Here is a 23,457-nt window from a genome sequence, read left to right as displayed (position 1 = left end):
CCTCAAATGAATTGAATACCCCGCCATAACAACACCCATCCGCTAAGTGTTGCAATCACCGCGAGAACCCAAGGATCCTCTACCGGGCGTCAGGCCAGTTAGAGGTTCCCTGTAGCCGAAGGCCGTTCCACGGCTGACGTGCGCTCTATGTTGGTGAGCCCGACTTGGACGGCAGCGGGCGGCTTGAGGTGGCTGTAGAGCTCGATGGCTGTTCCGTTGACCTTCCAAAGGGCAGACGCGTTGCCGGATGGTTGGACCGTGTCGTCCAGTGGTTCTCCGAATCCAGCGCGAATCAGGGAATGTATAGAGCCGAATACATCAGAAGTTCGCGTGGCGGGCCTGTGCTCCCCTTGTTGAAGGAAGAGGCTGATTCCAACCAGTTTGTCTTCGTATGTCATCCAGGAGCCCAGTGGAGTGCTCGATGCAGAATCAGCGAGTATCCCGCCGACGATCGTCGGGGATTTTCCCTCCTGTGAAGCTCCAGGGAGTTGTCGAAGCCCAAGCCTCTGAAAGTAGTTATCGTGCTCAGGTTCCGTAGTGGGCCAACCGGACGATGCGACCAAGGTGATCAGAGTCAATACCTGTTCTGGAGTCCACTCGCCGCCACTGTCCTTGTCTTCCATGCCCACACCATACGTTGCCTTGAGCGCGAAGAGGCTGACCATACGTCAATGCAATTTGGCCAAAGAGTTCTGACCATCAGGAGCTACGCTTCGTTATCCCATAATCGGGGCATTCGATCCCTCAATGGCACGCCGTCACCGGCCCACCCCGATCCCGGCCACAACGGCGGCACCCAAAGGTGGGCGCCGCCGTCGGATGTTCCAGAACGTGTGTATCTAACCCTCGGCCACCACTACGACACCCCCGGCCGGAACCGTGCCGCCAAAAGACTCACCCGTCAGCAGGTCGGTGCCGGTGGCAGAAACCGAAGCAGCCGAGCGCGTGTGGTTGATGGCAAACAGGAAGCTCCGCCCGTCCCCGGAAACCCGGCGGACAAGCTCCACTCCAGGATCGGCGTCGGCAACAGGGGAAACCCCGGATTCGGCGAGCAGTTTGTCCAAGAGGGCATCAATGCCATCGGGATCGGGGAAGGTAGCCAGGTACCAGGCCGCCCCGAAACCCACGGGCCGCCGGGTGACGGCGGGAACGCCGTCCAGCGGATACCCGGTAAAGGCCTGTATCGCCTCCGCGCCGGCCAGATGCACATGCTCGCTCCACACCGACGAGACGGTCCCGTCGCTGAGTTTCAGCTGGGACCCGGCCAGCAGCGGGTGGAATTCCTCCACGCGCACGCCCAGGAGACCGCGGAACGCGCCCGGATAGCCTCCCAGCCGCACGTGGTCCTGCATGTCCACAATTCCGCTGAAATAACTCACCAACACCGTGGCCCCGGCAGAGGCGGCCGCAGCGATGTTGGCGGCGGAGTCATCGGACACGGCGTACAGCGTGCACACCAGCACCAGGCCATACCCCTCCAGCGACGCGGACGGGTGCACCAGGTCCGCGGTAATTCCGCGGAGGAACAGGGCGCGGTGGAACGCCCGCAACAGGTCCAAATACTTCACATCGATACTGGGCTTGGAATCGATCTCGCTGGCCCACCAGGACTCATAGTCAAAGACGATGGCGGCCCGGGATTGAACCCGCGAACCACGCACAGGTTCCAGGCGTTTCAGTGCTGCGCCCAGTTCCACCACCTCGCGCCACACCCGCGTATCCCGCCCTCCGTGCGGCACCATCGCGGAATGGAACTTTTCCGAGCCGGCAAAGCTCTGGCGCCACTGGAAGAACATCACGGCGTCCGCCCCGCGCGCCACGTGCGCCAGGGAATTCCGCAGCATCTCGCCGGGCATCTTGGGCTGGTTGCGCGGCTGCCAGTTCACGGCCGACGTCGAATGTTCCATCAGGATCCATGGGTCACCGCCCGCAATGCCGCGGGTAAGGTCCGCGCTGAACGCGAGTTCCACCTGCCGTTCGGGGTCGGCGGCCACAAGGTAGTGGTCGTTGGCGATGACATCCAGTTCCTTGGCCCAGTCGAAATAGTCCATGGACTTGGTGGCGCTTGAGGCCATCAGGTTGGTGGTGCAGGGGACGTCCGGCGTCACTTCGCGCAGTACCGCCACGAGCTGCCGGTAGTAGTCCATCAGGGACCAGGAGTTGAACCGCTGAAAGTCCAGTTGCTGGCCCGGGTTGAGCGTGGACGGGGCGACGGACGGCGGCAGGATTTCGTCAAAGGAACCGTAGTTCTGGGACCAGAACGCCGTGCCCCAGGAGGTGTTGAGCGCATCAACGGTCCCGTACCGGCGCTCCAGCCAGGCGCGGAAAGCGGCGGCGTCCTCATCCCCGTAGAACTCGGAGATGTGGCAGCCGAGTTCGTTGTCCACGTGCCACAGGGCCAGGGCCGGGTGGTCCTTGTATCGTTCGGCGATCACGCGGGTAATTCCGGTGGCATAGCGGCGGTACACGGCCGACGACGGCGTGTAGTGCCGCCGCGAGCCCGGCCCCAGCACGGTCCCGTCAGCCGTGACCGGCAGGATTTCCGGATGCTTGCGGACCAGCCAGGCCGGGGGAGCGGCGGTGGCGGTGGCCAGCGCCACCTTCACTCCGATGCCCGCGAGGTTGTCCATGACCTCGTCCAGCCAGCCAAAGTCGTACTGTCCCTCGGCCGGTTCCAGCAGGGCCCAGGAAAAGATGCCGACGCTGAGGAGATTCACCCCCGCTTCCTGCATCAGTTCCAGATCCTCCGCGCGCACGCTGCGGGGCCACTGTTCCGGGTTGTAGTCGCCGCCGAAGGCGAGGCCCTGCACCTTGCTCCAGACTGGGGACGGACCGCTGGGTTCCTGCATTCTTGGGGCTCCTCTTGTGTTCATCTGCCTGCTTCACTCCGGTGCGAAGGTCCACGTTCCAGTGTGGACCCGGAAATCCCTGGTGGCCCCGGCGGGGCCTGCTGCATCTTCCGGCAAAGACCTGGCGGCTGCACCGTCCGGCGTCGGGCCTTTGACCCCGTAAAGGCCCGACGGCAACCTGACTGTTGCCAGCACTCCCGGCGGAATGGTGCACTCAACCTCCACCAATGGACCGTGCCGCCGCCAGCTGACGTCCGCCCAGCCGTTGCCCGTGGGCACGCGGCCGCGGGCGTGGTCCAGCCGGCACAACGGCGGCTCAATCAGGAGTTCGCCGGGCACCACGTTCCGTACGCCCAGCAGGTGTTCGAAGATCTCCTTGACTACCGATGCGGACCAGGCGTGCGACTGGCTGTAGTCGGTGCCGTCCACCAGGTCCCAGGCCTCCCAGGTGAAGGTGGCGCCGCGTTCCAGGAGCCGGGCCCAGCCGGGCTGGCCGCTGTTGGTGAGCAGGTCCAGAACCGCGTCGGTCATGCCTTGGCCAAGCAGGGCGCGGACCAGGCGGTGCACGGTCATGGGTCCCTGCCGCATCCCCATGGCCGCGATCCGGACGGCATCCTCCAGGGCGTCGGCCGGGTCGGTGATGCCCAGGGACAGCGGGAAGGAGGTGGCGTGCTGGGACGCGTGGGGGCTGGGGGTTCCGTCCCCGTGGAGGCCGTCGATCATTACCCCGTCCACCCGCAGGCGTGACCGGATGGCCCTGGCCAGGGTCCGGGCAGACGCCGCATAGCGGGCTGCTGCATCCTCGTCACCAACGGTGCCGCAGAGCCGGGCCGTTGACATCAGCGCCGAGTACGCCTGGGCGTTGACGGTGGTTTTAGCCGCACACTCCATGTCGTACCCAAACCGGCCAGGCGCGGGCCAGTCAACGATGCCGTGCAGGTACGGGCCGGAGCCGCCGCCCAGCCTGGTGACCAGTCCCGCCGTCGGGCCCTCCGCGGGAATGTACCGCAGCGCGTAGTCCGCCGTATCGCACAGGTGCGGCAGCAGCTCGCGGATGAGCGTGAGGTCTCCGGTGCGGCGGTGGTACTCCTCGGCCCACTCGGGGACCATCAGGGAGAAATCAGGAATGTCGCGCTTGCCGTCCCCGTTGGGGTAGACGGCGTTGTAGCGCCCTTTGTCCTCCCCGTCGGTCCAATAACGGAGCGCAGACCAGCTGAACTCCCGCAGCGCCTGCGCCGTGTAGGCGTGCTCGCCGAACAGGGCCATGGTGGCATAGGAGATGTTCGCGGCGTCGGCCAGGAACTGGCCTTTTTCCCGGGTCGGGGTGTCCACGAACTGCTCCTGCACCCCGTACAGCGCCGAATCCCGCAGCAGCCGGAAGACGGCGTCCAGGGTGGGATCCGAGCTGGAGAAGCTGCCCTCGCCGGGGTGGCCTCCGCGGACCACCACCGCACCGACCCTGGACACCTCAGCAGGATCAACGCCGGGTAGCTCCAGGTAACGGAAACCCAGGTGCACGGTGGCGTGGAACTGTTGGGGCCCTGCCGCCTGGGTATAGGGGAAGGACATGTCCGTGTTTTGGCTGGCCGTCTTTCCGGCATCCACCCGCCCGTCCGGGCGGAGGACGTAGCCGGCCCGGAGCATCACGGTGCGCCCGGGGACGCCGTCCAGGAAATCGATCTCAGGCCGCCCGGGCAGGACCTGGCCGAAGTCTGCAACCAGGGTGCCGTCGCCGGCCGTAAGGAATTCGCGCGGGGCAACGAACTCTTCAGCCAGGGAGGTGCGGCGCGGGTGGAGGCGGGGAAAGTCCGACGACGGGTGGCGGCCGCACAGGATGGCGGCGGGCAGGTCTTCGGCAGGGCTAAGGGACGCCGCGGCCTCTCCGTCCAGGTGTTCCACGGGGTCGCCCTCGTCGTTCCGGTAGCCCGACTGGCGGTATGGCGCCTCCCCTGCCGACCAGCCGGGACCCGAACCGAACACCTCGCGGCGCCCGTCCGTGTACTGCACGCTGAGCCGGGCAAGGAGGCCCGGAACTCCTGCGGCCCTGCCCTGGCCCGGGCCGTACCAGTGCAGCAGGGCTGTCAACGGAACCGGCTCCCCCTGCGGCTGTGCGGCCAGCACGCCGGTGACGTCCGCAGCATCGTAGTAGCCTTCCCCGGGGTAGCCGAACGACGTCACGCTGAGGCTGTGGACCCCGGCGACGGAAACTTGTGCGTGGTGGTTGGCGGCCACGTACAGGCGCGCCCGGCTGACCTTGCCGTTGAGCTCAATCCCGGCGCGGAACAACGTCCATTCGTCGGGCTGGCGGAAGGCCGTGGTCCGGGTCCAGGCGGCCAGGATGCCGCTCCCGGAGTCCGTACCGCCGTCGAACCTTTGATCCATCAGGGGCGAGCCCCCGGCGACAACCCGCAGCGACGCGTACTCAGCCTGGCTGCGCGGGCCCTGGTGCAGGGCCAGCCGCCCCTCTGGCCCGGCCGGCTCCTGGACCGCCATCAGCTCGGCGCCATTCAGGGACACCGTGATCCGGTTTCCGTCGTCCGCCACGGCCAGCTCCAGCCAGCCCCCGTCCGGCGCGGGCGGGGTGCTGGCATCCGCACTTGCCAGTACCGTGGTGGGCGGCGTGGCCGCCGCGGGGATCTCCCACGCAGGGGCCCGCCGCAGCACCACGCTGCCTGCCTGGTCCAGTTCGAGGAGCAGGCCGGTCCCAGGTCCGCCACTCCGGAGGATCATGCCCACCCGGCCCATCACGGGCCGCAGCCGGGCCTCCAGCCGGAAGCTGCGCACCGGCGGGCAGGGGAGGGGCAGGAACGGTGATCCCGCCACACGGAGCGCGCCGTCCAGAATCCCGAGTGGTGCCCGGCCGCCGGGAGTACGGCGTATCCATTCTGCCTGCCAGGAGCTGTCATCCAGGCCTGTGCTGAACTCCCTGGCAGCCGACCATTCGCCGGCGGCTCCGGTGGCGTCGCGGACCCGGACGCGCCAGGCATAATCAGCATCGGCTTCCAGCCCGGGGCCGGTGTAGGGGATGTGCCGGTGCTTGTTGCCCGCAACCCAGCCGGAGCTCCAGGCGTGGGCTCCGGAGCCGTCTTCCAGCGTTATCTCATAGCCGGTCTGCCAGGCCTGTGCGGGGTCGTGGTTTCCGGCCTGGGCCAGGTCCCAGCCGAAGGTAGGGCGGCCGGAGGCCGTCAGGCACTCTTCGAGGCCGTCCGTCAGGAGGTGGACGGCCAGGAGTTGCCCTGAACTGGGCCCGTCCGTGCCGGGTGGAACGGAGGCAGCCTGCCGGTCCTGCGTGGTTTCCTGGTTCATGGGGCAGTGTTCATGGGGCTTGCGGGAACCGTGAAGGCCACAGGAGCCGAGTGCGCCCAGGGAAGTCCGAGTTCGCTGAAGGTGGCGTGCTGCCGGCCGGCCTGTTCAAGGGCCGCCTCGATACCCGGTACCACTGCATGGGCGGTGTCGCCTTCGCCTTCCCACCGGACGTGTTCCGCGGCGATCGGGGCGGGCGCTGGTGCGGTACGGATGGCTTCCAGGACCAGCATGAAGGCGCCGCTGTCCAGAAGAGGACTGATCAACGGCGTGCCGTTCCTGCGGTGGGCCAGGAGGTTTTCCGTGAGGTCGTCCCGGCCGAATGTCTCCTCCGTGGTGCCGGCTTCCGTCGAAACGGTGAGGCGGTCTTCGGTGTAATGGAACACCGCTGTTCCTGCCGTTCCCTGGAGGATCACGCAGGGTTCAACAGACGTGGCGGCGCAGAGCGTCAGGGCACAGGTGATGGGCAGGCCCGCGGTGGTGCGGATCCTGATGACCGATGTGTCGTCGGATTCGATGCCGTTGGCGCGGTACAGCTCGGTTTCCACGGAGGCGAGATCGGAGGTGGTGCGTGCCCCGGCGATCCGGAGGGCTGTTGCGACGGCGTGCGCCAGCGGGTTGGTTGCCACGCCGTCCACCACATCCACGCCGTCGAGGGTGCGTTTCCCGGCCCAGCGTGACCGCTTGTAATAGGCCTTGTCCCGGACCCAGCGGCCGGTCGCGGAGATGCCCTGGAGCGTGCCGATGGTGCCTGCCGCGAGGAGGTCCCCGATCGCTGCCAAGGCGTGCGAACCAAGGCTTTGGAACCCGATCTGCACGCTGCGTCCCGACGTCGATGCCGCCTCTGCCAGGCGGGTGAAGTCAGCCAGGGACGCTACGGGTGGCTTCTCCAGGTAGAGGTCTGCGTGGGTGGCCAGCGCTGCCAGGCCCAGCGGTGCATGGGTCTGGATGGGAGTGGCCACAATGATGGCATCCAGCTCCGCGGTATGGGCCAGGAGTTCGGGCAATCCCGGAAAGACCATGGACGACGCCGGCAGGGACCCCGGTGCCGGCGGGGTGGGATCTGCTGCGGCAACGAGTTCGACGGCGCCTGCCGTGGTGAGCCGTTCAAGGTTCAGCAGGTGCTGGGTACCGAAGCCGTGTACGCCAACCAGCGCCACGCGCGCGGGCGCATTTCCCTGTTGGGGCCGGCCGGTATTGCGATCCGCAGGTTCCCGGTTGAGTGTTGTCGGAAGTGCCGCGCCGGCAGGCGTTGCCATGGTTCTCCGTTCGGCCCAGCAGGGCAATCAGATTGGGGCGCCCCCCGGCTGCGGAGGCGGATCTTCAGAATGGTGGCCCGCCGGAACATGCAGCGGACAGGCAAGGGCCGGGGTGCGTGGTGGTACACGCACCCCGGCGGGTGGTTATTTGATGCCGGTGGTGGCGATGCCTTTGACGAGGAATTTTTGGCCCACAAGGAAGGCGATGAAGACGGGCAGGAGCGAGACGATGGACATGGCGAACATGGATCCCCAGTCGGTGCTGGATTGGGCGTCGACGAAGCTGCGGAGTGCGACGGGGACGGTGAACACGTCGGGGGAGGTGAGGTAGATGAGCTGGCTGAAGAAATCGGACCAGGTCCAGATGAACGTGAAGATGGTGGTGGTGGCCAGGGCGGGGGTCATCAGGGGAAGGATGACCTGCAGGAAGATGCGGGGGTGGCCTGCGCCGTCGATCCTTGCCGCCTCATCCAGTTCGCGGGGAATGCCGCGGATGAACTGGACCATGAGGAAGGTGAAGAACGCGTCCGTGGCGAGGAACTTCGGGACGATGAGGGGCGCGAAGGTGTTCACCCAGCCGATCTGGGAGAACAGGATGTACTGCGGGACGATCACGACGTGGATGGGGAGCATGATCATGACGAGCATGGCGCCGAACATCCATTTCTTGCCCCGGAAGTCCAGCCGGGCGAAGGCGTAGGCGGCCATCGAGCAGGAGACGAGGTTGCCGATCACGGCGCCCAGGACCACCAGGGCGGAGTTCAGCAGGTAGGTCCCGAAGGGTGAGGTCAGGGCGTTCCAGCCGGTGGCGTAGTTCTCGGTGTGGATTTCGGTGAGCCAGAGGCCGGGGGCGCGGAAGACGTCCGCGCTGGGCCGGAAGGAGGAGACGACCATCCATAGCAGCGGGTAGATCATGATGATCGCGGTGGCGATCAGGATCGCGTGTTTCAGGATGCTCTTGGTCCGGTGTTTGGGGCGGGGCGAGGTGCTGGCCGGAGGGTTGGGCTCCCGGCGGCCGTTGGCGGGGCCGGGGGCGGGCAGGGGGGCGTCGGTGGTGACGCGCGGGGCTGATTCAGTCGTCATAGAACACCCAGAATTTCGATGCGTAGAAGTTGACGGCGGTGAAGGCGCCGACGATGACCAGCAGGACCCAGGCCATCGCGGAGGCGTAGCCCATGTCGAACTGGCCGAAGCCGCGCTGGTAGAGGTACAGGGTGAAGAACATGGTCGAGTCGGACGGGCCGCCGGTGCCGCCGGAGACGATGAACGCCTGTGTGAAGGACTGGAACGCGCCGATGATTTGCAGCACGAGGTTGAAAAAGATGATCGGGCTCAGCAGGGGCAGGGTGATTTTTAGGAATCGGGTGGCCCGGCCGGCGCCGTCCACGGCGGCGGCTTCGTAGTACATGGCGGGTATCTGCCGCAGCCCGGCCAGGAAGATGATCATAGGGGATCCGAAGGTCCAGACGTGCAGCAGGATGATGCTGCCAAGGGCGGTGCTGGGGTCTGAGATCCAGCCCGGGCCGGTGATGCCGATCATGGCCAGGAGTTGGTTGACCAGGCCGGAGGTGCCGAACATCTGCTTCCAGAGGATCGCGACCGCCACCGAAGAGCCCAGGAGGGAAGGCAGGTAGAACACCGAGCGGTAGATCGGCAGGCCCTTGATGCCTTTGTCCAGGGCCAGGGCCACAGCCAGGGCCAGGCCGAGCTGCAGCGGGACACCGACTATCACGTATGTCAGGGTGACCCGCAGGGAATTCCAGAACCGGTCGTCCTGCATCATGCGCGTGAAATTGTCGGCGCCGATGAAGTTCGGGTCCTGGATCAGGTTGTAGTCCGTGAAGGAGAGGTAGAGGGAGATCAGCATCGGTCCGATGGTGATGGCGACCAGGCCCACGATCCAGGGGGCGAGGAACACCATCGCGGCCCGGTTGTCCCGGAAGGTCCGCTTGACCTTGGGCCCGCCCCGGGGCGATTTCTTGCCGAGGCTGCCCAGTTCGGTGAGGACGCTCATTTCTTGGCGCTCTTGATCATGTTGTCCGCTTCGGACTTGAATGCAGCGGCTGCATCCTGGGCGCTGGCGCGCCCGAACAGGACGTCGGTGGTGTGGCGGCCGAGGGCATCGGCGGCCTTGCTCGACCCGGTGGGTGGAACAGCGGGCGGTTCGCCGAGTTCCGGCTTGATCGCCGTGAGGAAGTCGAGGGCGGTCTTGTCGGTGGGGGTCAGCAACGGCTTGATGGAGTCCTGGATCTTCGGGGACGTCGAGAAACCGCGCTCTGTGGTGACGATCTTCGCAGCGTCGGGGCTGTTGACCAGGTAGTCGATGAACGTCGCGGCCTCGGCCGCATGCTTGGAGCGTGACGACGCGGACCAGTACATCGAGGGCTTGTAGTAGAGCCCGTCATCCTTGGGGTTGCCGTCCTGGCTCGGGACGCGCAGCAGCTTGATGTCGCTGCCTGTGGCCTTCGCAATGGCGCCGAGCTGATTGGTCCACCAGAAAGACATGCCGGTCTTGTTGGTCGCGGCGAGGGTCTGCTCGACGGGTGCGCCGATGTCCTCCTGTGCCACGCTCGCGGGGGGCGCTGCGTTGGAATCCATCAGCTTCTTCTGGAAGGCCATGTAGGAGGCCACGCCGTCGACGGTGAACCCGGTCTGGCCATCCTGGGTGTACAGCTGCTCTCCCCGCTGGCGCAGCCAGATGTTGAGGCTCTGGTCCGTCAAGCCATACGAGGCTCCGTAGGTGCCGGTGGCTGCCGCGAGGGCCTGGGCCGTCTTCAGGTAGTCGTCCCACGTCCATTTAGTATCGTCAGGGATCGCGACGCCGGCCTTCTTGAAGAGGTTGACGTTAGCGAAGACGGCGAGGGCGTTTTGTCCCGTGCTGATGCCGTTCAGCTTGCCGTTGTACTGGCCCGCTTTGAGGGTGTTTTGGTCGAAGGCGGACAGGTCCAGCTGGTTCTGCTTGGAGAGGTCAAGGAGCGCGCCCCGCCCGCCGTACTCGGCGATGTACGCAAGATCCATCTGGATCACGTCGGGTGCATCGTTTGCGGCCGTCTGGGTAGCCAGCTTGTCCCAGTACCCCGACCACACCCCGGGCTCTCCCTGGATCTTGATGTTCGGATGGGCCTGCTGGAAGGCATCGATCACCTGCTGGGTCTGGTTATTGCGCACATCGTTGCCCCACCAGGAAACACGCAGGGTTACGGAGCCATCAGCGTTCTTCGCACCCCCACCGGTTCCACAGGCGGAAAGGGCTCCCACAGCGGCAGTTCCGGCAAATAGTGCCAGCGCCGATCGTCGGGTAAACGTTGTCATTGTCTCTCCTTTGAGGTCATGAGTTGCTGTACAGCGCATCCGATGTGGAATCGAGGGATGCATGTGTTCTACGCCACGTTCTTTCTCCCTACAAGGAAAGCGCATTCCAAAGAACTTGGCAAGGGCTTTCCCAAACCACCTCGAAGGTCGCCTGATCCAGGCTGCGCGGCCGGGGATCATTTTCATCCCCAGCTAGGCGCGAACATCAAGGGGAAGCGCTTTCCCCCTGTCGCCGCAAGGCGGCAGGACGTGGGTGATCGCTTTGTGTAACGATTCAAAACTTCACTTGACCAGCAGGCGGTCTGGGTCTAGATTTTCGAGAAACCGATTACTGGGGTGACGCGGACGGGCGGGATTCCGCCCCTGCAACCATTGGGATCCGCCCCTGCAACCATGAAGAACAGAAGGGAGCCGTGCCATGCTGTCCGGAACCTTCAGTGCGCGTGCCTACGCATTTTTCGACACGCTTTTGTGGGTGGCAGGCCTGAACCTGCTGTGGATCGCTTTCACTCTGGTGGGGGCCGGCGTCCTTGGTGCCGGCCCGGCCACCGCCGCCGCGCAGATCGTGGTCCGAAGGAGGGTCGCAGGGGATGGTGCCCCCTTGCTTCGCGGGTTCACGTCCGCCTACTTCCGGAACTTCGCCAGGGCCAACCTCCTGTCGGTTCCGGTCATGGCCGTCACGGCGGCGCTTCTCCTGAACTGGAACTATTTTGCGGGAAGTGGCGGAATCTTTGCCCAGTCCACGGCGGCGGCAGTCCTTGTCGCGGCAATCTTCCTGGCGGGCGCAGTCTGCTACCTGTTCCCCCTGTATGCCCGGTATGAGCTGCCGCTGCCGCAGTACCTGCTGATGTCATCCCGGTTCGCCGTGCGGCACCTGGCCGGAACGGTCATCCTGCTCTTTGTTTCCGCAGCAGTGGTTTATGCCAGCAGCTGGATACCGGGGCTGGTTCCGTTCTTCAGTATCGGAGCCTGGCTCTACCTCACGGGCTGGTTGTGTGACCGGTTCTTCACGGCCAATGACCAGTCCGTAGCGATAGCTGGTGGAACTGCCGCGGGCGGGGCCCTCCCGGGGGCGTCGACCGCCTGACAACCCCCTCGGGCGGCGGATGCCTCCATGTATCCGTGCGCGGAGCGCAAATGAAACGTATCAATCGCGGGTCCAGCGAACCCAAACCCCAATGAAGTGGAAAAGGAAGAAACATGATCCATCGGAAACTGACCCTGGCCGCCGCCGTCGTCACCGCCACTGCACTGTCCCTCACGGCGTGCAGCAGTGGGAACGCCCCGGCCGCGGACCTCACCTCGGTGTCCATCATGGCCCCGTTCCTGGAAGCCCAGCCGCCGGCGTCAGACGGCGCGGTCCAGAAGAAGCTGGAGGAGCTCACCGGCAAGCAGGTCAAGATCAACTGGGCACCCAACGCTTCCTACGAGGACAAGACCAACATCACGCTTGCGGGATCCGATATCCCGCAGGTCATGGTGATCCAGACCAAGAGCCCCGGGTTCGTCAAGAATGCCCAGGCAGGTGCATTCTGGGACCTCACGGACAAACTCGACAAATACCCCAACCTCAAAACCACCTTCCCGGACATCCAGAAGAACTCGAGCGTCAACGGAAAGGTCTACGGCCTGTTCCGTGAACGCTCTCCCATGCGCACCGCCGTGATGTTCCGGCAGGACTGGCTGGACAAGCTGGGCCTGCAGGCGCCCAAGACCGTGGAGGACCTGTACAAGGTGGCAAAGGCCTTCACCGAACAGGACCCGGACGGCAACGGCATCAACGACACCTGGGGCATCACCATTCCCAAATGGGGTGCACTGGGAACCAACAGCCCCTACGACGTGATCGAGGAATGGTTCGGCGCCGGAAACCGGTGGACCGAGCGGGACGGGAAGCTGGTTCCCAGCTTCGAAACCGACGAGTTCCTCCAGGCCGACAGGTTCATCAAGAAGATGGTGGACGAAAAGCTCATCAACCCTGACTTCGCCACCTTTGACCCCACCAAATGGAACGAGCCGTTCTTCAACGGCAAGGGCGGCATGATTGTCGACGTCGATTCCCGCGTGAGCGTCCTGGTCAACCTCTTCAAGCAGGCAGACCCCAACAACTTCCAGAACAAAGTGGGCTTTGTCGGGAACCTGGTTGGCCCCGACGGGAAGCTGCACGCCCACCCCACCGACGGCTATTCAGGCTTCCTTGCAATCCCGAAGGCCAGCGTGAGGAGCGAGGCCGAACTGGACAAGGTCCTGGAGTTTCTGAACACCATGAACGGCAAGGACGTCGCTGTGCTGCTCAACAACGGCATCGAGAACGTGAACTTCACGGTGCAGGACGGCAAGGCGGCCACCGTCAAACCGGAAACCCCGGAAGGAAAGGCCGTCAGCACCGACATCAAGAGCTACGCCCAGCTGGGCATGAACGTTGCCGGAAACCAGTTCTACCCCGTCAAGCAGCCCAGCGACTATGAACAGCAGGTCTTCGACAAGCGCACGGACGTGATGGCTGAGGACCTCAAGAGCGCCGTCTACAACCCGGCGGCGCCCTACGTTTCCGCCACCTACGTGGCCAAGGGCGCCCAACTGGACAACATCGTGGCCGACGCCCGGATCAAATACCTTGCCGGCCAGATCGATGAGCAGGGCCTGAAGGACGCCATCAAGCTCTGGGACACCAGCGGCGGCGACAAGGTCAAGGAAGAAATCAACAAGCTCTGGCAGGACAACAAGTAAATGGCAGCCCCTGTCATTGACACCCTCGCCGGGGAGCGGGCGGGCAAGACCCCGCCCGCTCCCCGGAAAGGGGGCAGGTTCTCCGTCCACTTCGCTCACTACAAGTGGCTCTACCTGCTGCTGGTGCCCGGCGTGGTGTACTTCGCGGTGTTCCGGTACGCCCCCATGTATGGCGTATCCATCGCGTTCAAGGATTACGTCCCGTTCCTGGGGGTGAACGGCAGCCCCTGGGTGGGAGTGCAGAACTTCACGGATTTCTTTGCCAACCCGGACTTCCCGCGGCTGTTGGGCAACACCCTGATTCTGGCTTTTCTTAACCTGGGCATCGCGTTCCCGCTGACCATCGTCCTGGCCTTGCTGCTCAATGAGGTACGCCTGTCCGTCCTCAAGCGCACGGTCCAGACCCTGGTGTACATCCCGCACTTCCTGTCCTGGACCATCGTGGCCTCGCTGAGCTTCCTGCTGTTCGCCCTGGACATCGGCCCGTTGTTCCAGTTCCTGAACAACACCATGGGCACGCATATCGATTTCCTGAGCGACCCGGCCTGGTTCCGCCCCCTGATCGTGCTCCAGGAGATCTGGAAGAACACCGGCTGGGGCACCATCATCTTCCTGGCCGCCCTTTCCACCGTGGACCAGGACCAGTACGAGGCCGCGATCATCGACGGTGCCGGCCGGTTCCGCCGCGTCTGGCACATCACCCTGCCGGCGATCCGCTCCACGATCATCGTGATGCTGATCCTGGCCATCGGGCAGATGCTCAACACCGGCTTCGAACAGATCTACCTGATGACCAACGCCCTGAACCGCGAGGTGGCGGACGTCTTTGACACCTACGTCTACTTCGTGGGCATCACCCAGGGCGCCTACAGCTATTCCACCGCCGTGGGGCTCTTCAAATCCGTGGTGGGCATCGTGCTGATCTTCGGCACCAACTGGCTGGCCAAGCGTTTCAACCAGAGCGGACTGTTCTAATGAAGATCCACAACACCCGCGGCGGCCGGATCTTTGACGCCGCCAACTACCTCTTCCTGTCCTTGTTCGGCATCGTCACGCTGCTGCCGTTCGTCTACGTCTTCGCGGGCTCGTTCGCCACCGAAGCGGAGATCACCCGCCGGGCATTCTTCGTCTGGCCGGAACAGTTCACCCTGGGCTCCTATGAGTACATCTTCGCCACCCCGGCGTTCGTCCGGGCATTGGTCACCACCATCCTGGTCACCGCGGTGGGCACCCTGGTCCAGCTGGCCTTCACCGTGACCATGGCCTACCCATTGGCCAAGAAGAGCCTGCGGGGCAGGAACGTGATCCTGTCCCTGGTGGTTTTCGCCATGGTCTTCTCCGGCGGCATGATCCCCACCTTCCTGCTGGTCAAGGACCTGGGCTTGCTCAACTCCTATTGGGCCCTGATCCTGCCGGCGGCCATCAATCCATTCAGCCTGATCATTATCAAGAACTTCTTCCAGGAACTGCCGGCCGAACTTGAAGAGTCCGCCAAGATGGACGGCGCCACCGAGATCGGAATCCTGTGGCGGATCCTCCTGCCGCTGTCCAAACCGGTCCTGGCCACGTTCGCGCTGTTCTATGCGGTGGGCATCTGGAACGACTTCATGTCGCCCCTGCTGTACCTGAGCGACAACTCCAAATGGACCCTGCAGATGTACCTGCGGCAGGTCACGGCGGCCTCGGACCTGCTGGGCACTGGCAACGTTGATCCCAACTACATCCCGCCGGAACAGGGCATCAAGTTCGCCGTGATCGTGGTGGCCACCCTGCCCATACTCATCTTCTACCCATTCCTGCAAAAGCACTTCGCCAAGGGCATGCTCATCGGATCCGTGAAAGGGTGACCCATGAAAATCCTGCTGGCCGGAGACTCCACCGTGGCCGATTGCCCCACCCAAGAGTTCCCCATGAGTGGTTGGGGAGCACAGCTTCCCCCGCATACCTACCGGTGGGGATCGGTGCATAACTTCGCCAAAGGCGGGGCAAGCACGGAATCCTTCCGCGACGAGGGACTCTGGGCGGACCTGCTCGCCTTGGCGGGCCCAGGGGACGCGGCGCTCATCCAGTTCGGCCACAACGACCAGAAGAAGCTGCATCTTGCCGCCCGTACGGGCTACGCGGCGAACCTGCGCACCATGGTGGGGGAGGTGCATGGCGTGGGTGCGGCGCCGGTGCTGTGCACATCGGTGGAGCGCCGGCACTTCCTGGACGCGCCGTCGTCGGACGTTCTTGAGGAGAGCCTTGAGGACTATCCGGAGGTGGTCCGCGAACTGGGCCCGGAGCTTGGGGTTCCGGTGATTGACCTGAACGCCTGGACCCGGCGCCTTTATGGTCGGCTGGGGCGGGAGGGGAGCCGGGAGCTCTTCTGCCACTTCGCGCCGGGGGAGCATGCGTCCTGGCCCGCGGGGCTGGCCGACGACACGCATTTCGCGCAGCAGGGTGCCGCACTGGTGGCGGCGGAGGTGGCACGCCAGCTGGCGGGCATGGGCTACGGCGTGGCCGGCACCAAATTGTTAAGTGCGACGGCGGGACGCGGCTAGGTGGGCACGACGGGCTTGGAGACGGGCATCCCCTACCGCAACCCGCTGGCAGGACCGGATGACGTGGCCGGTTGGGTGGCGGAAGGGCCGCTTAGCCTGGGCAGCCACAACGGTGCCCTGGAGCTGTCCGGCACGCTGGATGACGGCGAGTTCGGCGACCACGCGCACTGGACGTTCTGGTGCCCGGAAGAATTCCCGGACCGGATCCGCATCAGCTGGGAGTTCCTGCCGCTAGCGGAGCCCGGCCTGGCCATGCTGTTCTTCGCGGCCGCCGGCCAGGGCGGGCTGGACTTGTTCAGTCCCGCACTCGCGCCCCGGACGGGCTACTACCCCCAGTACCACTCGGGGGACATCGACGCCCTGCACGTCTCCTATTTCCGGCACAAGTTCCCGTCCGAGCGGGCGTTCCGAACTGTCAACCTGCGTAAGAGTGCGGGCTTCGAACTGGTGGCGCAGGGCGCGGATCCGTTGCCGCCCACGGAGGATGCTACGGATTTCTACCGCCTGGAGTTGGTGAAGGACGGGCCGCTGGTGGGGTTTTCCATCAACGGCCTGCTGCTCTTTGAGTGGCGTGACCGGTCGGACGAAGTGCTTGGCGGCGGCCGTATCGGTTTCCGCCAGATGGCGCCGCTCCGGGCGGCCTACCGGAACCTGGTGGTGGAGAGGCTCTAGGCGACCGTCCGGTTGGCGGTTCCAGTGACATTGGCCTTGCCGGTGGGGCGGTGGGCTCCCACCTTCCGTGTGGGGCAAGATGGAGGGGTTCAGGAACTGCCTACTGGAGGGAGGCGGGGTATGGAGCCCGTAGTGGTCGACGGCGGCAAAGGCACAGTGGAGCTGCGCGCTGACGGGGTCATCCACCTCATCTGGGAGCCCAAGGTCCGCATCGAAGTCGAGGATGCGCAGGCGGCGATGGCCGCGGTGAACCGGATAGCGGGGGACGGCAACTACCCGATGCTCGTGGACATGGCCACCACCGAAAATGTCAGCATCCAGGCCCGCTCAGTGTTCTCCATTCCGTGCGCGGCCAACCGGATCGCCCTGCTGGGGACAAGCCCGGTAGACCGGATAATCGCCAACTTCTTCCTTGGCGTCCATGTTCCGCCATGCCCCACGCGCTTCTTCACATCGCGGAGCGAGTCGCTGAAATGGCTGCAGCCGGCGGTGAACTAACCAGCGGCGGCCGTGCTTTGCCGGACCACCAGTTCCGGCGTGAACACCACGGAACGGTGGACTGGATTCTGGGACTCCACCTCTTCGGACAGCAGTTCGATGGCTGTCCTGCCCAGCAGCTGGGTGGGCTGGCGGATGGAGGACAGGGGAACCACGGCAGAGGCCGCAAAGTCGATGTCGTCATAGCCGATCAGCGCCACGTCCCCGGGAATGCGGAACGTATGCGTCATGGTGAGCGACTGCATGACGCCCAGGGCCAGGAGGTCGTTGGCGCAGAAGATCCCGTCCGGCAGCTCCGCCCGGCCCCGCGCCACCAGCATGTCTCCCACGCTGCGGCCGGCCAGGACGGTCTGCCCCTCCGCGTCCAGGACTTCCAGCGTGGCGTCCGGTTCCTCCTTGACGGCCCGGCGGGCCCCCTGCAGGCGGTCGGCCACCTGGCGGATGGAGGTGGAGCCGCCAACAAAGGCGAGCCGACGGCGGCCGGTGTCCAGCAGGTGCCTTGCAGCCAGGTATCCGCCGGCGTCATCGTCCACGGCAACTGAGCTGAACTTGGACTCGTCGGCCAGCCGGTCCACCAGCACCGTGGGGACGCCGCGCTCGCGGAGGAGATCCAGCCTGTCCGTCACATCGCCCACGGGCGAAATCAGCAGCCCCTGCACACGCTGCTCCTGGAAGAGGTCGATGTAGTTCGCTTCCCGGCCTGCGTTGTGGCCGCTGTCACCCAGCAGGACGGCGCTGCCCTGCAGCGCTGCGGCGTCTTCCGCAGCGCGGACAACGGAGGTAAAGAACGGGTTGCCTACGTCCAGGACGATAAGTCCGATGGTGCGGCTGTGCCCCACGCGAAGCTGGCGCGCGGCGTCATTGCGGACAAACCCAAGTTCGTCGATGGCGGACAGGACCCGCTCCTTGGTCCTGTCCGACACCCGGTCGGGGTAGTTGAGGACATTGGACACGGTGCCAACGGCCACGCCCGCGTGGGTGGCCACGTCCTTGATACTGGCTGTGCGGTTCATCGGTTCTCCGTGCTGACATGCCCCCGCCGGGAAGATCCCTGCGGCAAATCATAATTTCTGCCATTGCTTGACACCTGCTCAAATCCAAGAGTACTTTGAATCGTACCAATGAAACGATTCAAAAATTATTTGCGTTTTGAAAGGGGCACCGATGAGGGTGTGTTTCCGTTCTTCGGTCCAGCCGCAGCTGATCGATGAATACCGGCGCCGGCATGCCGCGGTGTGGCCGGAGATGCTGCACGCGCTCAAGGAAGCGGGCTGGCACAACTACTCCCTGTTCCTCGGAGAGGACGGGCTCCTGGTGGGATACGTGGAGTGCGACGACTTTGACGCGGCCCGTGCCCGCATGGCGCTGACGGACGTCAACGCCCGTTGGCAGGCAGAGATGGCAACCCTCTTCGAGGATTCCGGCCAGGCGCCCGACGAGGCGTTCCAGGTGCTGGCGGAAGTCTTCAACCTGGACAGCCAACTCGCGGCACCACCCTCCGCAGGCTGACCGGCCGGAGGCCGGGATCCGGCCACCCAAGACAACAGGCACGCTCCAGCAGCGGGGCATCAACCAAACGCAGCAGACACACGCTCACCACCGGAGAGAATCAACATGAATGACGTAGCAACGGCGCTGGGCAGGCTCGGGGAGCTTGCCATCGAGGTCCCCTCGTGGGCGTATGGAAATTCAGGCACGCGGTTCAAGGTGTTCGGTACGCCCGGCACGCCGCGCACGGTCCAGGAAAAGCTGGCCGATGCCGCCAAGGTCCATGAGCTGACCGGCCTGGCCCCCACCGTGGCCCTCCACATCCCCTGGGACAAGGTGGACGATTACGCCGCTTTGAAGGAGTACGCGGCGGGACTGGGCGTAGGCCTGGGAACCATCAACTCCAACACGTTCCAGGATGACGAGTACAAATTCGGTTCACTGACCTCCTCCAACGAGTCGGTCCGCCGCCGGGCCATCGACCACCACCTGGACTGCATCCAGATCATGCACGCCACGGGTTCGAAGGACTTGAAGGTCTGGCTGGCGGACGGCACCAACTACCCGGGCCAGGACGATATCCGCGGCCGGCAGGACCGGCTGGCCGAGTCCCTGCAGGAGATCTATGCGGCCCTGGGGGAGGAGCAGCGGCTGGTGCTGGAGTACAAGTTCTTTGAGCCGGCTTTCTACCACACCGATGTCCCGGACTGGGGCACCTCCTACGCACAGACCCTGGCCCTGGGGGAGAAGGCGTTTGTCTGCCTGGACACCGGGCACCATGCCCCCGGCACCAACATCGAGTTCATCGTGATGCAGCTGCTCCGCCTGGGCAAGCTGGGATCCTTCGACTTCAACTCGCGCTTCTACGCCGACGACGACCTGATCGTGGGTGCCGCCGATCCGTTCCAGCTCTTCCGGATCATGCACGAGGTGATCCGCGGCGGCGGGTTCGGCAAGGACTCCGGTGTGGCCCTCATGCTGGACCAGTGCCACAACCTGGAGGAAAAAATCCCGGGACAGATCCGCTCGGTCCTCAACGTCCAGGAAATGACGTTGCGGGCGCTGCTGGTGGACACCGCAGCGCTGGGTGAAGCGCAGCGGGCGGGCGATGTCCTGGCAGCGAACGGCATTTTCAACGATGCCTTCTATACCGACGTCCGGCCCCTTCTGGCCGAATGGCGTGAATCCCGCGGCCTGCCCGCGGACCCGATGGCTGCCTACAAGGCCAGCGGATACCAGAAACAGATCAACGAGGACCGCGCAGGCGGCCAGCAAGCCGGATGGGGCGCATAACCAGCCATGAGCAACAAGACTGTTGAAGACCTGATTTCGCGTTCAAACCGTTTGGGTGCGGACAAGCGGAACACCAACTTCGCCGGCGGGAACACCTCGGCCAAGGGCATCGAAACGGACCCGGTGACGGGCCTGGACGTGGAACTGCTCTGGGTCAAGGGTTCCGGCGGCGACCTGGGCACGCTTAAGGAGCCGAACCTTGCGGTGCTGCGGCTGGACCGGCTGAACGCGCTGAAGAACGTCTACCCCGGCGTCGAGCGTGAGGACGAGATGGTTGCCGCGTTCGATTACTGCCTGCACGGCAAGGGCGGTGCCGCTCCCTCGATCGACACCGCGATGCATGGCCTGGTGGACGCCGCGCACGTTGACCACCTGCACCCGGACTCAGGCATCGCGATTGCGACGGCGGTGGACGGTGAAGCGCTCACCACCAAGATTTTCGGTGACAAGGTGGTGTGGGTGCCGTGGCGCCGTCCGGGGTTCCAGCTGGGCCTGGACATCGCCGCGATCAAGGACGCCAACCCGCAGGCAGTCGGCACCATCCTGGGCGGCCACGGCATCACCGCATGGGGCGCCACCAGCGAAGAAGCCGAAGCCCACTCCCTGTGGATCATCGACCAGGCCGAAAAGTACATCGCGGAGAACGGCAAGGCCGAACCCTTCGGCCCCAAGCTGCCCGGGTACGCAGCCCTTCCCGAGGCCGAGCGCCGCGCCAAAGCCGCCGCCCTGGCACCGGTGATCCGCGGCCTGGCCTCCACGGACAAGCCGCAGCTGGGGCACTTCAGCGATGACGCCGTCGTCCTGGACTTCCTCGAAGCCGCCGAACACCCGCGCCTGGGCGCCCTGGGCACCTCCTGCCCGGACCACTTCCTGCGCACCAAGGTCAAGCCACTGATCCTGGACCTGCCCGCGGACGCCAGTGTGGAGGACTCGATCGCCCGGCTGCACGAGCTGCATGCGGACTATCGGGAGGACTACCAGGCCTACTACGACCGCCACGCAGATGCTGACAGCCCTGCCCTGCGCGGCGCGGACCCTGCGATCGTGCTGGTCCCCGGCGTGGGCATGTTCTCCTTCGGGGCGAACAAGCAGACCGCCCGGGTTGCCGGCGAGTTCTACGTCAACGCCATCAACGTCATGCGCGGCGCCGAGGCCATCTCCACCTACGCACCCATCGAGGAATCCGAGAAGTTCCGGATCGAGTACTGGGCACTGGAGGAAGCCAAGCTGGCCCGCATGCCCAAGCCCAAGTCGCACGCCACCCGCATCGCGCTGGTGACCGGCGCGGCATCCGGCATCGGCAAGGCCATCGCCACGCGGTTGGCGTCCGACGGCGCGTGCGTCGTCATTGCCGACCTGAACCTTGAAAATGCACAAAAGGTCGCCGAGGAACTGGGCGGTGCCGACGTCGCCATCGGTGTCCAGGCGGACGTTACCGACGAAGCACAGGTCGCCGCCGCGATCGACGCCGCCGTCCTGGCGTTCGGCGGCGTGGACCTGGTGGTCAACAACGCTGGCCTGTCCATTTCCAAGCCGCTGCTGGAAACCACCGAAAAGGACTGGGACCTGCAGCACAACGTCATGGCCAAGGGCTCGTTCCTGGTGGCCAAGGCAGCCGCGAAGGTGATGATCGCCCAGGGCATGGGCGGGGACATCATCTACATCTCCTCCAAGAACTCCGTGTTCGCCGGCCCCAACAACATCGCCTACTCCGCCACCAAGGCAGACCAGGCCCACCAGGTGCGGCTCCTCGCGGCTGAACTGGGCGAGCACGGCATCCGCGTCAACGGCATCAACCCCGACGGCGTGGTCCGCGGCTCCGGGATCTTCGCCGGCGGCTGGGGCGCCAAACGCGCCGCGGTCTACGGCGTGGACGAGGAGAAACTGGGCGAATACTACGCCCAGCGCACCCTTCTCAAGCGCGAGGTCCTGCCCGAGCACGTGGCCAACGCCGCCGCCGTGCTCACCAGCAACGAACTGTCCCACACCACCGGCCTGCACATCCCCGTGGACGCCGGGGTGGCGGCGGCCTTCCTCCGGTGAGCACGTCTTCGAACGGTGTCGACGGCGGCGTGTTCGCCGCCGTCGACATCGGCGCCTCCTCCGGCCGCGTGATCCTTGGCCGCGCCAGCGGGAGCGGAATATCGCTGCAGACCGTCCACCGCTTTCCCAACGGCGTGGTGGAGCACGACGGCGGCCTCCGCTGGGACTTCGACGCCCTGTTCACGGAAGTCCTTGCCGGCCTTCGGGCCGCGGCCACCGTGGCCTCGGCGCAGGGCGAAGCGATTGCCAGTATTGGCATCGACACCTGGGCAGTGGACTACGGACTGGTCAACAAGGCCGGCGAGCTCGTGGCCCAGCCCTTCAGCTACCGGGACGACCGCAGCCGGGCCGCCGTCGCGCCCGTGCATGCCAAGCTCGACCCGAGCCGGCTGTACCAGACCACGGGGCTGCAGTTCCTGCAGTTCAACACCATCTACCAGCTGGCCACCGAACGCGGCCTGGACGGGCTGCAGGCACTCCTCATCCCGGACCTGATCGCCTTCCGGCTCACCGGCGTGCGGCGGACCGAGGCCACCAACGCCTCCACCACCGGGCTGTTCGACGCCGTGGCAGGGGAGTGGGCCACCGAATTCTTCACGGCGCTGGGCTTGCGGAAGGACCTGTTCCCGCCCCTGATCCAGCCCGGTGAAACTGTCGGCACCCTGCTGCCGGAGATCGCCGCGCAGGTGGGGCTTCCGCAGGACACGAAAGTTGTGGCCGTCGGCTCCCACGACACCGCGTCCGCCGTCGCCGCAGTCCCCGCACAGGGCGAAAACTTTGCCTACATCTCCTCAGGCACGTGGTCGCTGGTGGGGCTGGAACTGAAACATCCGGTCCTGACCGAGGCCAGCCGGGAAGCGAACTTCACCAATGAACGCGGCGTGGACGGCACCACCCGCTACCTGCGGAACGTGGGCGGACTGTGGCTGCTGAGCGAATGCCAGCGCACCTGGGCATCGGAAGGGTTCAAACCCGACCTCACGGCCCTGCTGGCCGCGGCCGCCGCTTTGCCCGCCGGCGGCCCCCAGATCAACGCCGACGATCCGTACTTCATCGCCCCGGACAACATGCCGGAGCGCATCCGTGCGGCAGTCCGGCGCACCGGCGATGTCCTGTCCAGCGAACCGGCAGCCATCACCCGCTGCATCATGGACAGCCTTGCGGCCGGCTACGCCAGGACCATCACTGCTGCGGAACGCCTCGCCGGCCGTTCCGTGGACGTGGTGCACGTGGTGGGCGGCGGCTCCCAGAACGCCCTGCTTTGCCAGCTCACGGCCAACGCCACCGGACGTCCCGTCGTCGCCGGGCCGGTCGAAGCCACCGCCCTGGGCAACGTGCTGGTCCAGGCCCGGGCCGCCGGGGCCATTGCCGGCGGACTGGCCGAGCTCCGCCGGATCGTCGCCACCGGGACCAGCCTGGACCGGTACCAACCACTTGTCGCTGCGCGCCAGGGATGCGTGAATTAGG

Annotated in this window: 19 protein-coding genes; 11 read left to right on the top strand and 8 right to left on the bottom strand. The window is 65.4% G+C overall.

Annotated elements, in window-relative coordinates:
* Positions 1 to 98: 98 nt before the first annotated feature.
* The 7 genes from PV772_RS14855 to PV772_RS14825 all read right to left on the bottom strand — a co-directional run bounded on the left by PV772_RS14855 (position 99) and on the right by PV772_RS14825 (position 10,723).
* A complete protein-coding gene (locus PV772_RS14855) occupies positions 99 to 665 on the bottom strand; it encodes a hypothetical protein (RefSeq protein WP_347886647.1) in 567 nt (188 codons plus the stop codon).
* A 174-nt stretch (positions 666 to 839) separates the two neighbouring features.
* On the bottom strand, positions 840 to 2,849 hold the full coding sequence (locus PV772_RS14850) for a beta-galactosidase (RefSeq protein ID WP_347886646.1): 2,010 nt from the start codon (positions 2,847 to 2,849) through the stop codon (positions 840 to 842).
* A 33-nt stretch (positions 2,850 to 2,882) separates the two neighbouring features.
* Positions 2,883 to 6,155, bottom strand: coding sequence for a family 78 glycoside hydrolase catalytic domain (locus PV772_RS14845; RefSeq protein WP_347886645.1), 3,273 nt, complete (start codon positions 6,153 to 6,155; stop codon positions 2,883 to 2,885).
* Positions 6,152 to 7,411, bottom strand: coding sequence for a Gfo/Idh/MocA family oxidoreductase (locus tag PV772_RS14840; RefSeq protein ID WP_347886644.1), 1,260 nt, complete (start codon positions 7,409 to 7,411; stop codon positions 6,152 to 6,154). Before PV772_RS14840 ends, PV772_RS14845 begins: the two co-directional genes overlap by 4 nt.
* Positions 7,412 to 7,555: 144 nt before the next feature.
* Entirely contained in the window at positions 7,556 to 8,494 is a 939-nt protein-coding gene (locus PV772_RS14835; RefSeq protein WP_141159414.1) for a carbohydrate ABC transporter permease, read from the bottom strand.
* Positions 8,484 to 9,425 carry a sugar ABC transporter permease gene (locus tag PV772_RS14830; protein WP_141159415.1) on the bottom strand — a complete coding sequence of 314 codons (942 nt, stop codon included), beginning with the start codon at positions 9,423 to 9,425 and terminating at the stop codon, positions 8,484 to 8,486. Before PV772_RS14830 ends, PV772_RS14835 begins: the two co-directional genes overlap by 11 nt.
* Positions 9,422 to 10,723: an extracellular solute-binding protein gene (locus PV772_RS14825; RefSeq protein WP_141159416.1), complete on the bottom strand. Its 1,302-nt coding sequence runs from the start codon at positions 10,721 to 10,723 to the stop codon at positions 9,422 to 9,424. The genes PV772_RS14830 and PV772_RS14825 overlap by 4 nt, the downstream gene beginning before the upstream one ends.
* Positions 10,724 to 11,141: 418 nt before the next feature.
* On the opposite strand from PV772_RS14825, the gene PV772_RS14820 reads away from it, so the two are divergent.
* The 7 genes from PV772_RS14820 to PV772_RS14790 all read left to right on the top strand — a co-directional run bounded on the left by PV772_RS14820 (position 11,142) and on the right by PV772_RS14790 (position 17,166).
* Entirely contained in the window at positions 11,142 to 11,810 is a 669-nt protein-coding gene (locus PV772_RS14820; protein WP_347886643.1) for a DUF624 domain-containing protein, read from the top strand.
* Positions 11,811 to 11,923: 113 nt separating this feature from the next.
* Positions 11,924 to 13,453, top strand: coding sequence for an extracellular solute-binding protein (locus PV772_RS14815; RefSeq protein ID WP_141159418.1), 1,530 nt, complete (start codon positions 11,924 to 11,926; stop codon positions 13,451 to 13,453).
* Positions 13,454 to 14,428, top strand: coding sequence for an ABC transporter permease subunit (locus PV772_RS14810; protein WP_307359635.1), 975 nt, complete (start codon positions 13,454 to 13,456; stop codon positions 14,426 to 14,428). It abuts the gene before it with no gap.
* The gene (locus PV772_RS14805) at positions 14,428 to 15,300 is read left to right on the top strand and encodes a carbohydrate ABC transporter permease (protein WP_347886642.1); all 873 of its coding nucleotides are present in this window, start codon (positions 14,428 to 14,430) and stop codon (positions 15,298 to 15,300) included. Before PV772_RS14810 ends, PV772_RS14805 begins: the two co-directional genes overlap by 1 nt.
* A 3-nt stretch (positions 15,301 to 15,303) precedes the next feature.
* On the top strand, positions 15,304 to 15,996 hold the full coding sequence (locus tag PV772_RS14800) for a rhamnogalacturonan acetylesterase (RefSeq protein ID WP_347886641.1): 693 nt from the start codon (positions 15,304 to 15,306) through the stop codon (positions 15,994 to 15,996).
* A gap of 15 nt (positions 15,997 to 16,011) precedes the next feature.
* Complete coding sequence (locus tag PV772_RS14795; RefSeq protein ID WP_347886640.1) at positions 16,012 to 16,668, top strand: DUF1961 family protein; 657 nt, start codon at positions 16,012 to 16,014, stop codon at positions 16,666 to 16,668.
* Between the two features lie 120 nt (positions 16,669 to 16,788).
* A complete protein-coding gene (locus PV772_RS14790; protein WP_307359626.1) occupies positions 16,789 to 17,166 on the top strand; it encodes an STAS/SEC14 domain-containing protein in 378 nt (125 codons plus the stop codon).
* Here the strand turns inward: PV772_RS14790 and PV772_RS14785 are convergent.
* Positions 17,163 to 18,179, bottom strand: a complete 1,017-nt coding sequence (locus PV772_RS14785; protein ID WP_347886639.1) for a LacI family DNA-binding transcriptional regulator — start codon at positions 18,177 to 18,179, stop codon at positions 17,163 to 17,165. The genes PV772_RS14790 and PV772_RS14785 overlap by 4 nt on opposite strands.
* Positions 18,180 to 18,330: 151 nt before the next feature.
* On the opposite strand from PV772_RS14785, the gene PV772_RS14780 reads away from it, so the two are divergent.
* From PV772_RS14780 to PV772_RS14765, 4 genes are all read left to right on the top strand, one after another.
* A complete protein-coding gene (locus PV772_RS14780) occupies positions 18,331 to 18,675 on the top strand; it encodes an L-rhamnose mutarotase (protein ID WP_347886638.1) in 345 nt (114 codons plus the stop codon).
* 105 nt (positions 18,676 to 18,780) lie between these two features.
* A complete protein-coding gene (gene rhaI, locus PV772_RS14775; protein ID WP_347886637.1) occupies positions 18,781 to 19,947 on the top strand; it encodes an L-rhamnose isomerase in 1,167 nt (388 codons plus the stop codon).
* A gap of 6 nt (positions 19,948 to 19,953) precedes the next feature.
* Positions 19,954 to 21,990 (top strand): bifunctional aldolase/short-chain dehydrogenase, encoded by a 2,037-nt coding sequence (locus PV772_RS14770; protein WP_347886636.1) that lies wholly within the window; start codon positions 19,954 to 19,956, stop codon positions 21,988 to 21,990.
* Positions 21,987 to 23,456: a rhamnulokinase family protein gene (locus tag PV772_RS14765; RefSeq protein ID WP_347886635.1), complete on the top strand. Its 1,470-nt coding sequence runs from the start codon at positions 21,987 to 21,989 to the stop codon at positions 23,454 to 23,456. Before PV772_RS14770 ends, PV772_RS14765 begins: the two co-directional genes overlap by 4 nt.
* Position 23,457 lies beyond the last annotated feature (1 nt).

The sequence above is a fragment of the Pseudarthrobacter sp. CC12 genome (assembly GCF_039907755.1).
Lineage (GTDB): Bacteria > Actinomycetota > Actinomycetes > Actinomycetales > Micrococcaceae > Arthrobacter > Arthrobacter niigatensis.
The sequence above is the reverse complement of the archived record's forward strand: the minus strand, read 5'-3'. Positions and strand labels throughout refer to the sequence as shown.

Bases quoted from the DNA above. Each gene is read 5' to 3' on its own strand.
- PV772_RS14855 (WP_347886647.1), bottom strand. From the start codon at position 665: ATGGTCAGCCTCTTCGCGCTCAAGGCAACGTATGGTGTGGGCATGGAA.
- PV772_RS14850 (WP_347886646.1), bottom strand. From the start codon at position 2,849: ATGCAGGAACCCAGCGGTCCGTCCCCAGTCTGGAGCAAGGTGCAGGGC.
- PV772_RS14845 (WP_347886645.1), bottom strand. From the start codon at position 6,155: ATGAACCAGGAAACCACGCAGGACCGGCAGGCTGCCTCCGTTCCACCC.
- PV772_RS14840 (WP_347886644.1), bottom strand. From the start codon at position 7,411: ATGGCAACGCCTGCCGGCGCGGCACTTCCGACAACACTCAACCGGGAA.
- PV772_RS14835 (WP_141159414.1), bottom strand. From the start codon at position 8,494: ATGACGACTGAATCAGCCCCGCGCGTCACCACCGACGCCCCCCTGCCC.
- PV772_RS14830 (WP_141159415.1), bottom strand. From the start codon at position 9,425: ATGAGCGTCCTCACCGAACTGGGCAGCCTCGGCAAGAAATCGCCCCGG.
- PV772_RS14825 (WP_141159416.1), bottom strand. From the start codon at position 10,723: ATGACAACGTTTACCCGACGATCGGCGCTGGCACTATTTGCCGGAACT.
- PV772_RS14820 (WP_347886643.1), top strand. From the start codon at position 11,142: ATGCTGTCCGGAACCTTCAGTGCGCGTGCCTACGCATTTTTCGACACG.
- PV772_RS14815 (WP_141159418.1), top strand. From the start codon at position 11,924: ATGATCCATCGGAAACTGACCCTGGCCGCCGCCGTCGTCACCGCCACT.
- PV772_RS14810 (WP_307359635.1), top strand. From the start codon at position 13,454: ATGGCAGCCCCTGTCATTGACACCCTCGCCGGGGAGCGGGCGGGCAAG.
- PV772_RS14805 (WP_347886642.1), top strand. From the start codon at position 14,428: ATGAAGATCCACAACACCCGCGGCGGCCGGATCTTTGACGCCGCCAAC.
- PV772_RS14800 (WP_347886641.1), top strand. From the start codon at position 15,304: ATGAAAATCCTGCTGGCCGGAGACTCCACCGTGGCCGATTGCCCCACC.
- PV772_RS14790 (WP_307359626.1), top strand. From the start codon at position 16,789: ATGGAGCCCGTAGTGGTCGACGGCGGCAAAGGCACAGTGGAGCTGCGC.
- PV772_RS14785 (WP_347886639.1), bottom strand. From the start codon at position 18,179: ATGAACCGCACAGCCAGTATCAAGGACGTGGCCACCCACGCGGGCGTG.
- PV772_RS14780 (WP_347886638.1), top strand. From the start codon at position 18,331: ATGAGGGTGTGTTTCCGTTCTTCGGTCCAGCCGCAGCTGATCGATGAA.
- rhaI (WP_347886637.1), top strand. From the start codon at position 18,781: ATGAATGACGTAGCAACGGCGCTGGGCAGGCTCGGGGAGCTTGCCATC.
- PV772_RS14770 (WP_347886636.1), top strand. From the start codon at position 19,954: ATGAGCAACAAGACTGTTGAAGACCTGATTTCGCGTTCAAACCGTTTG.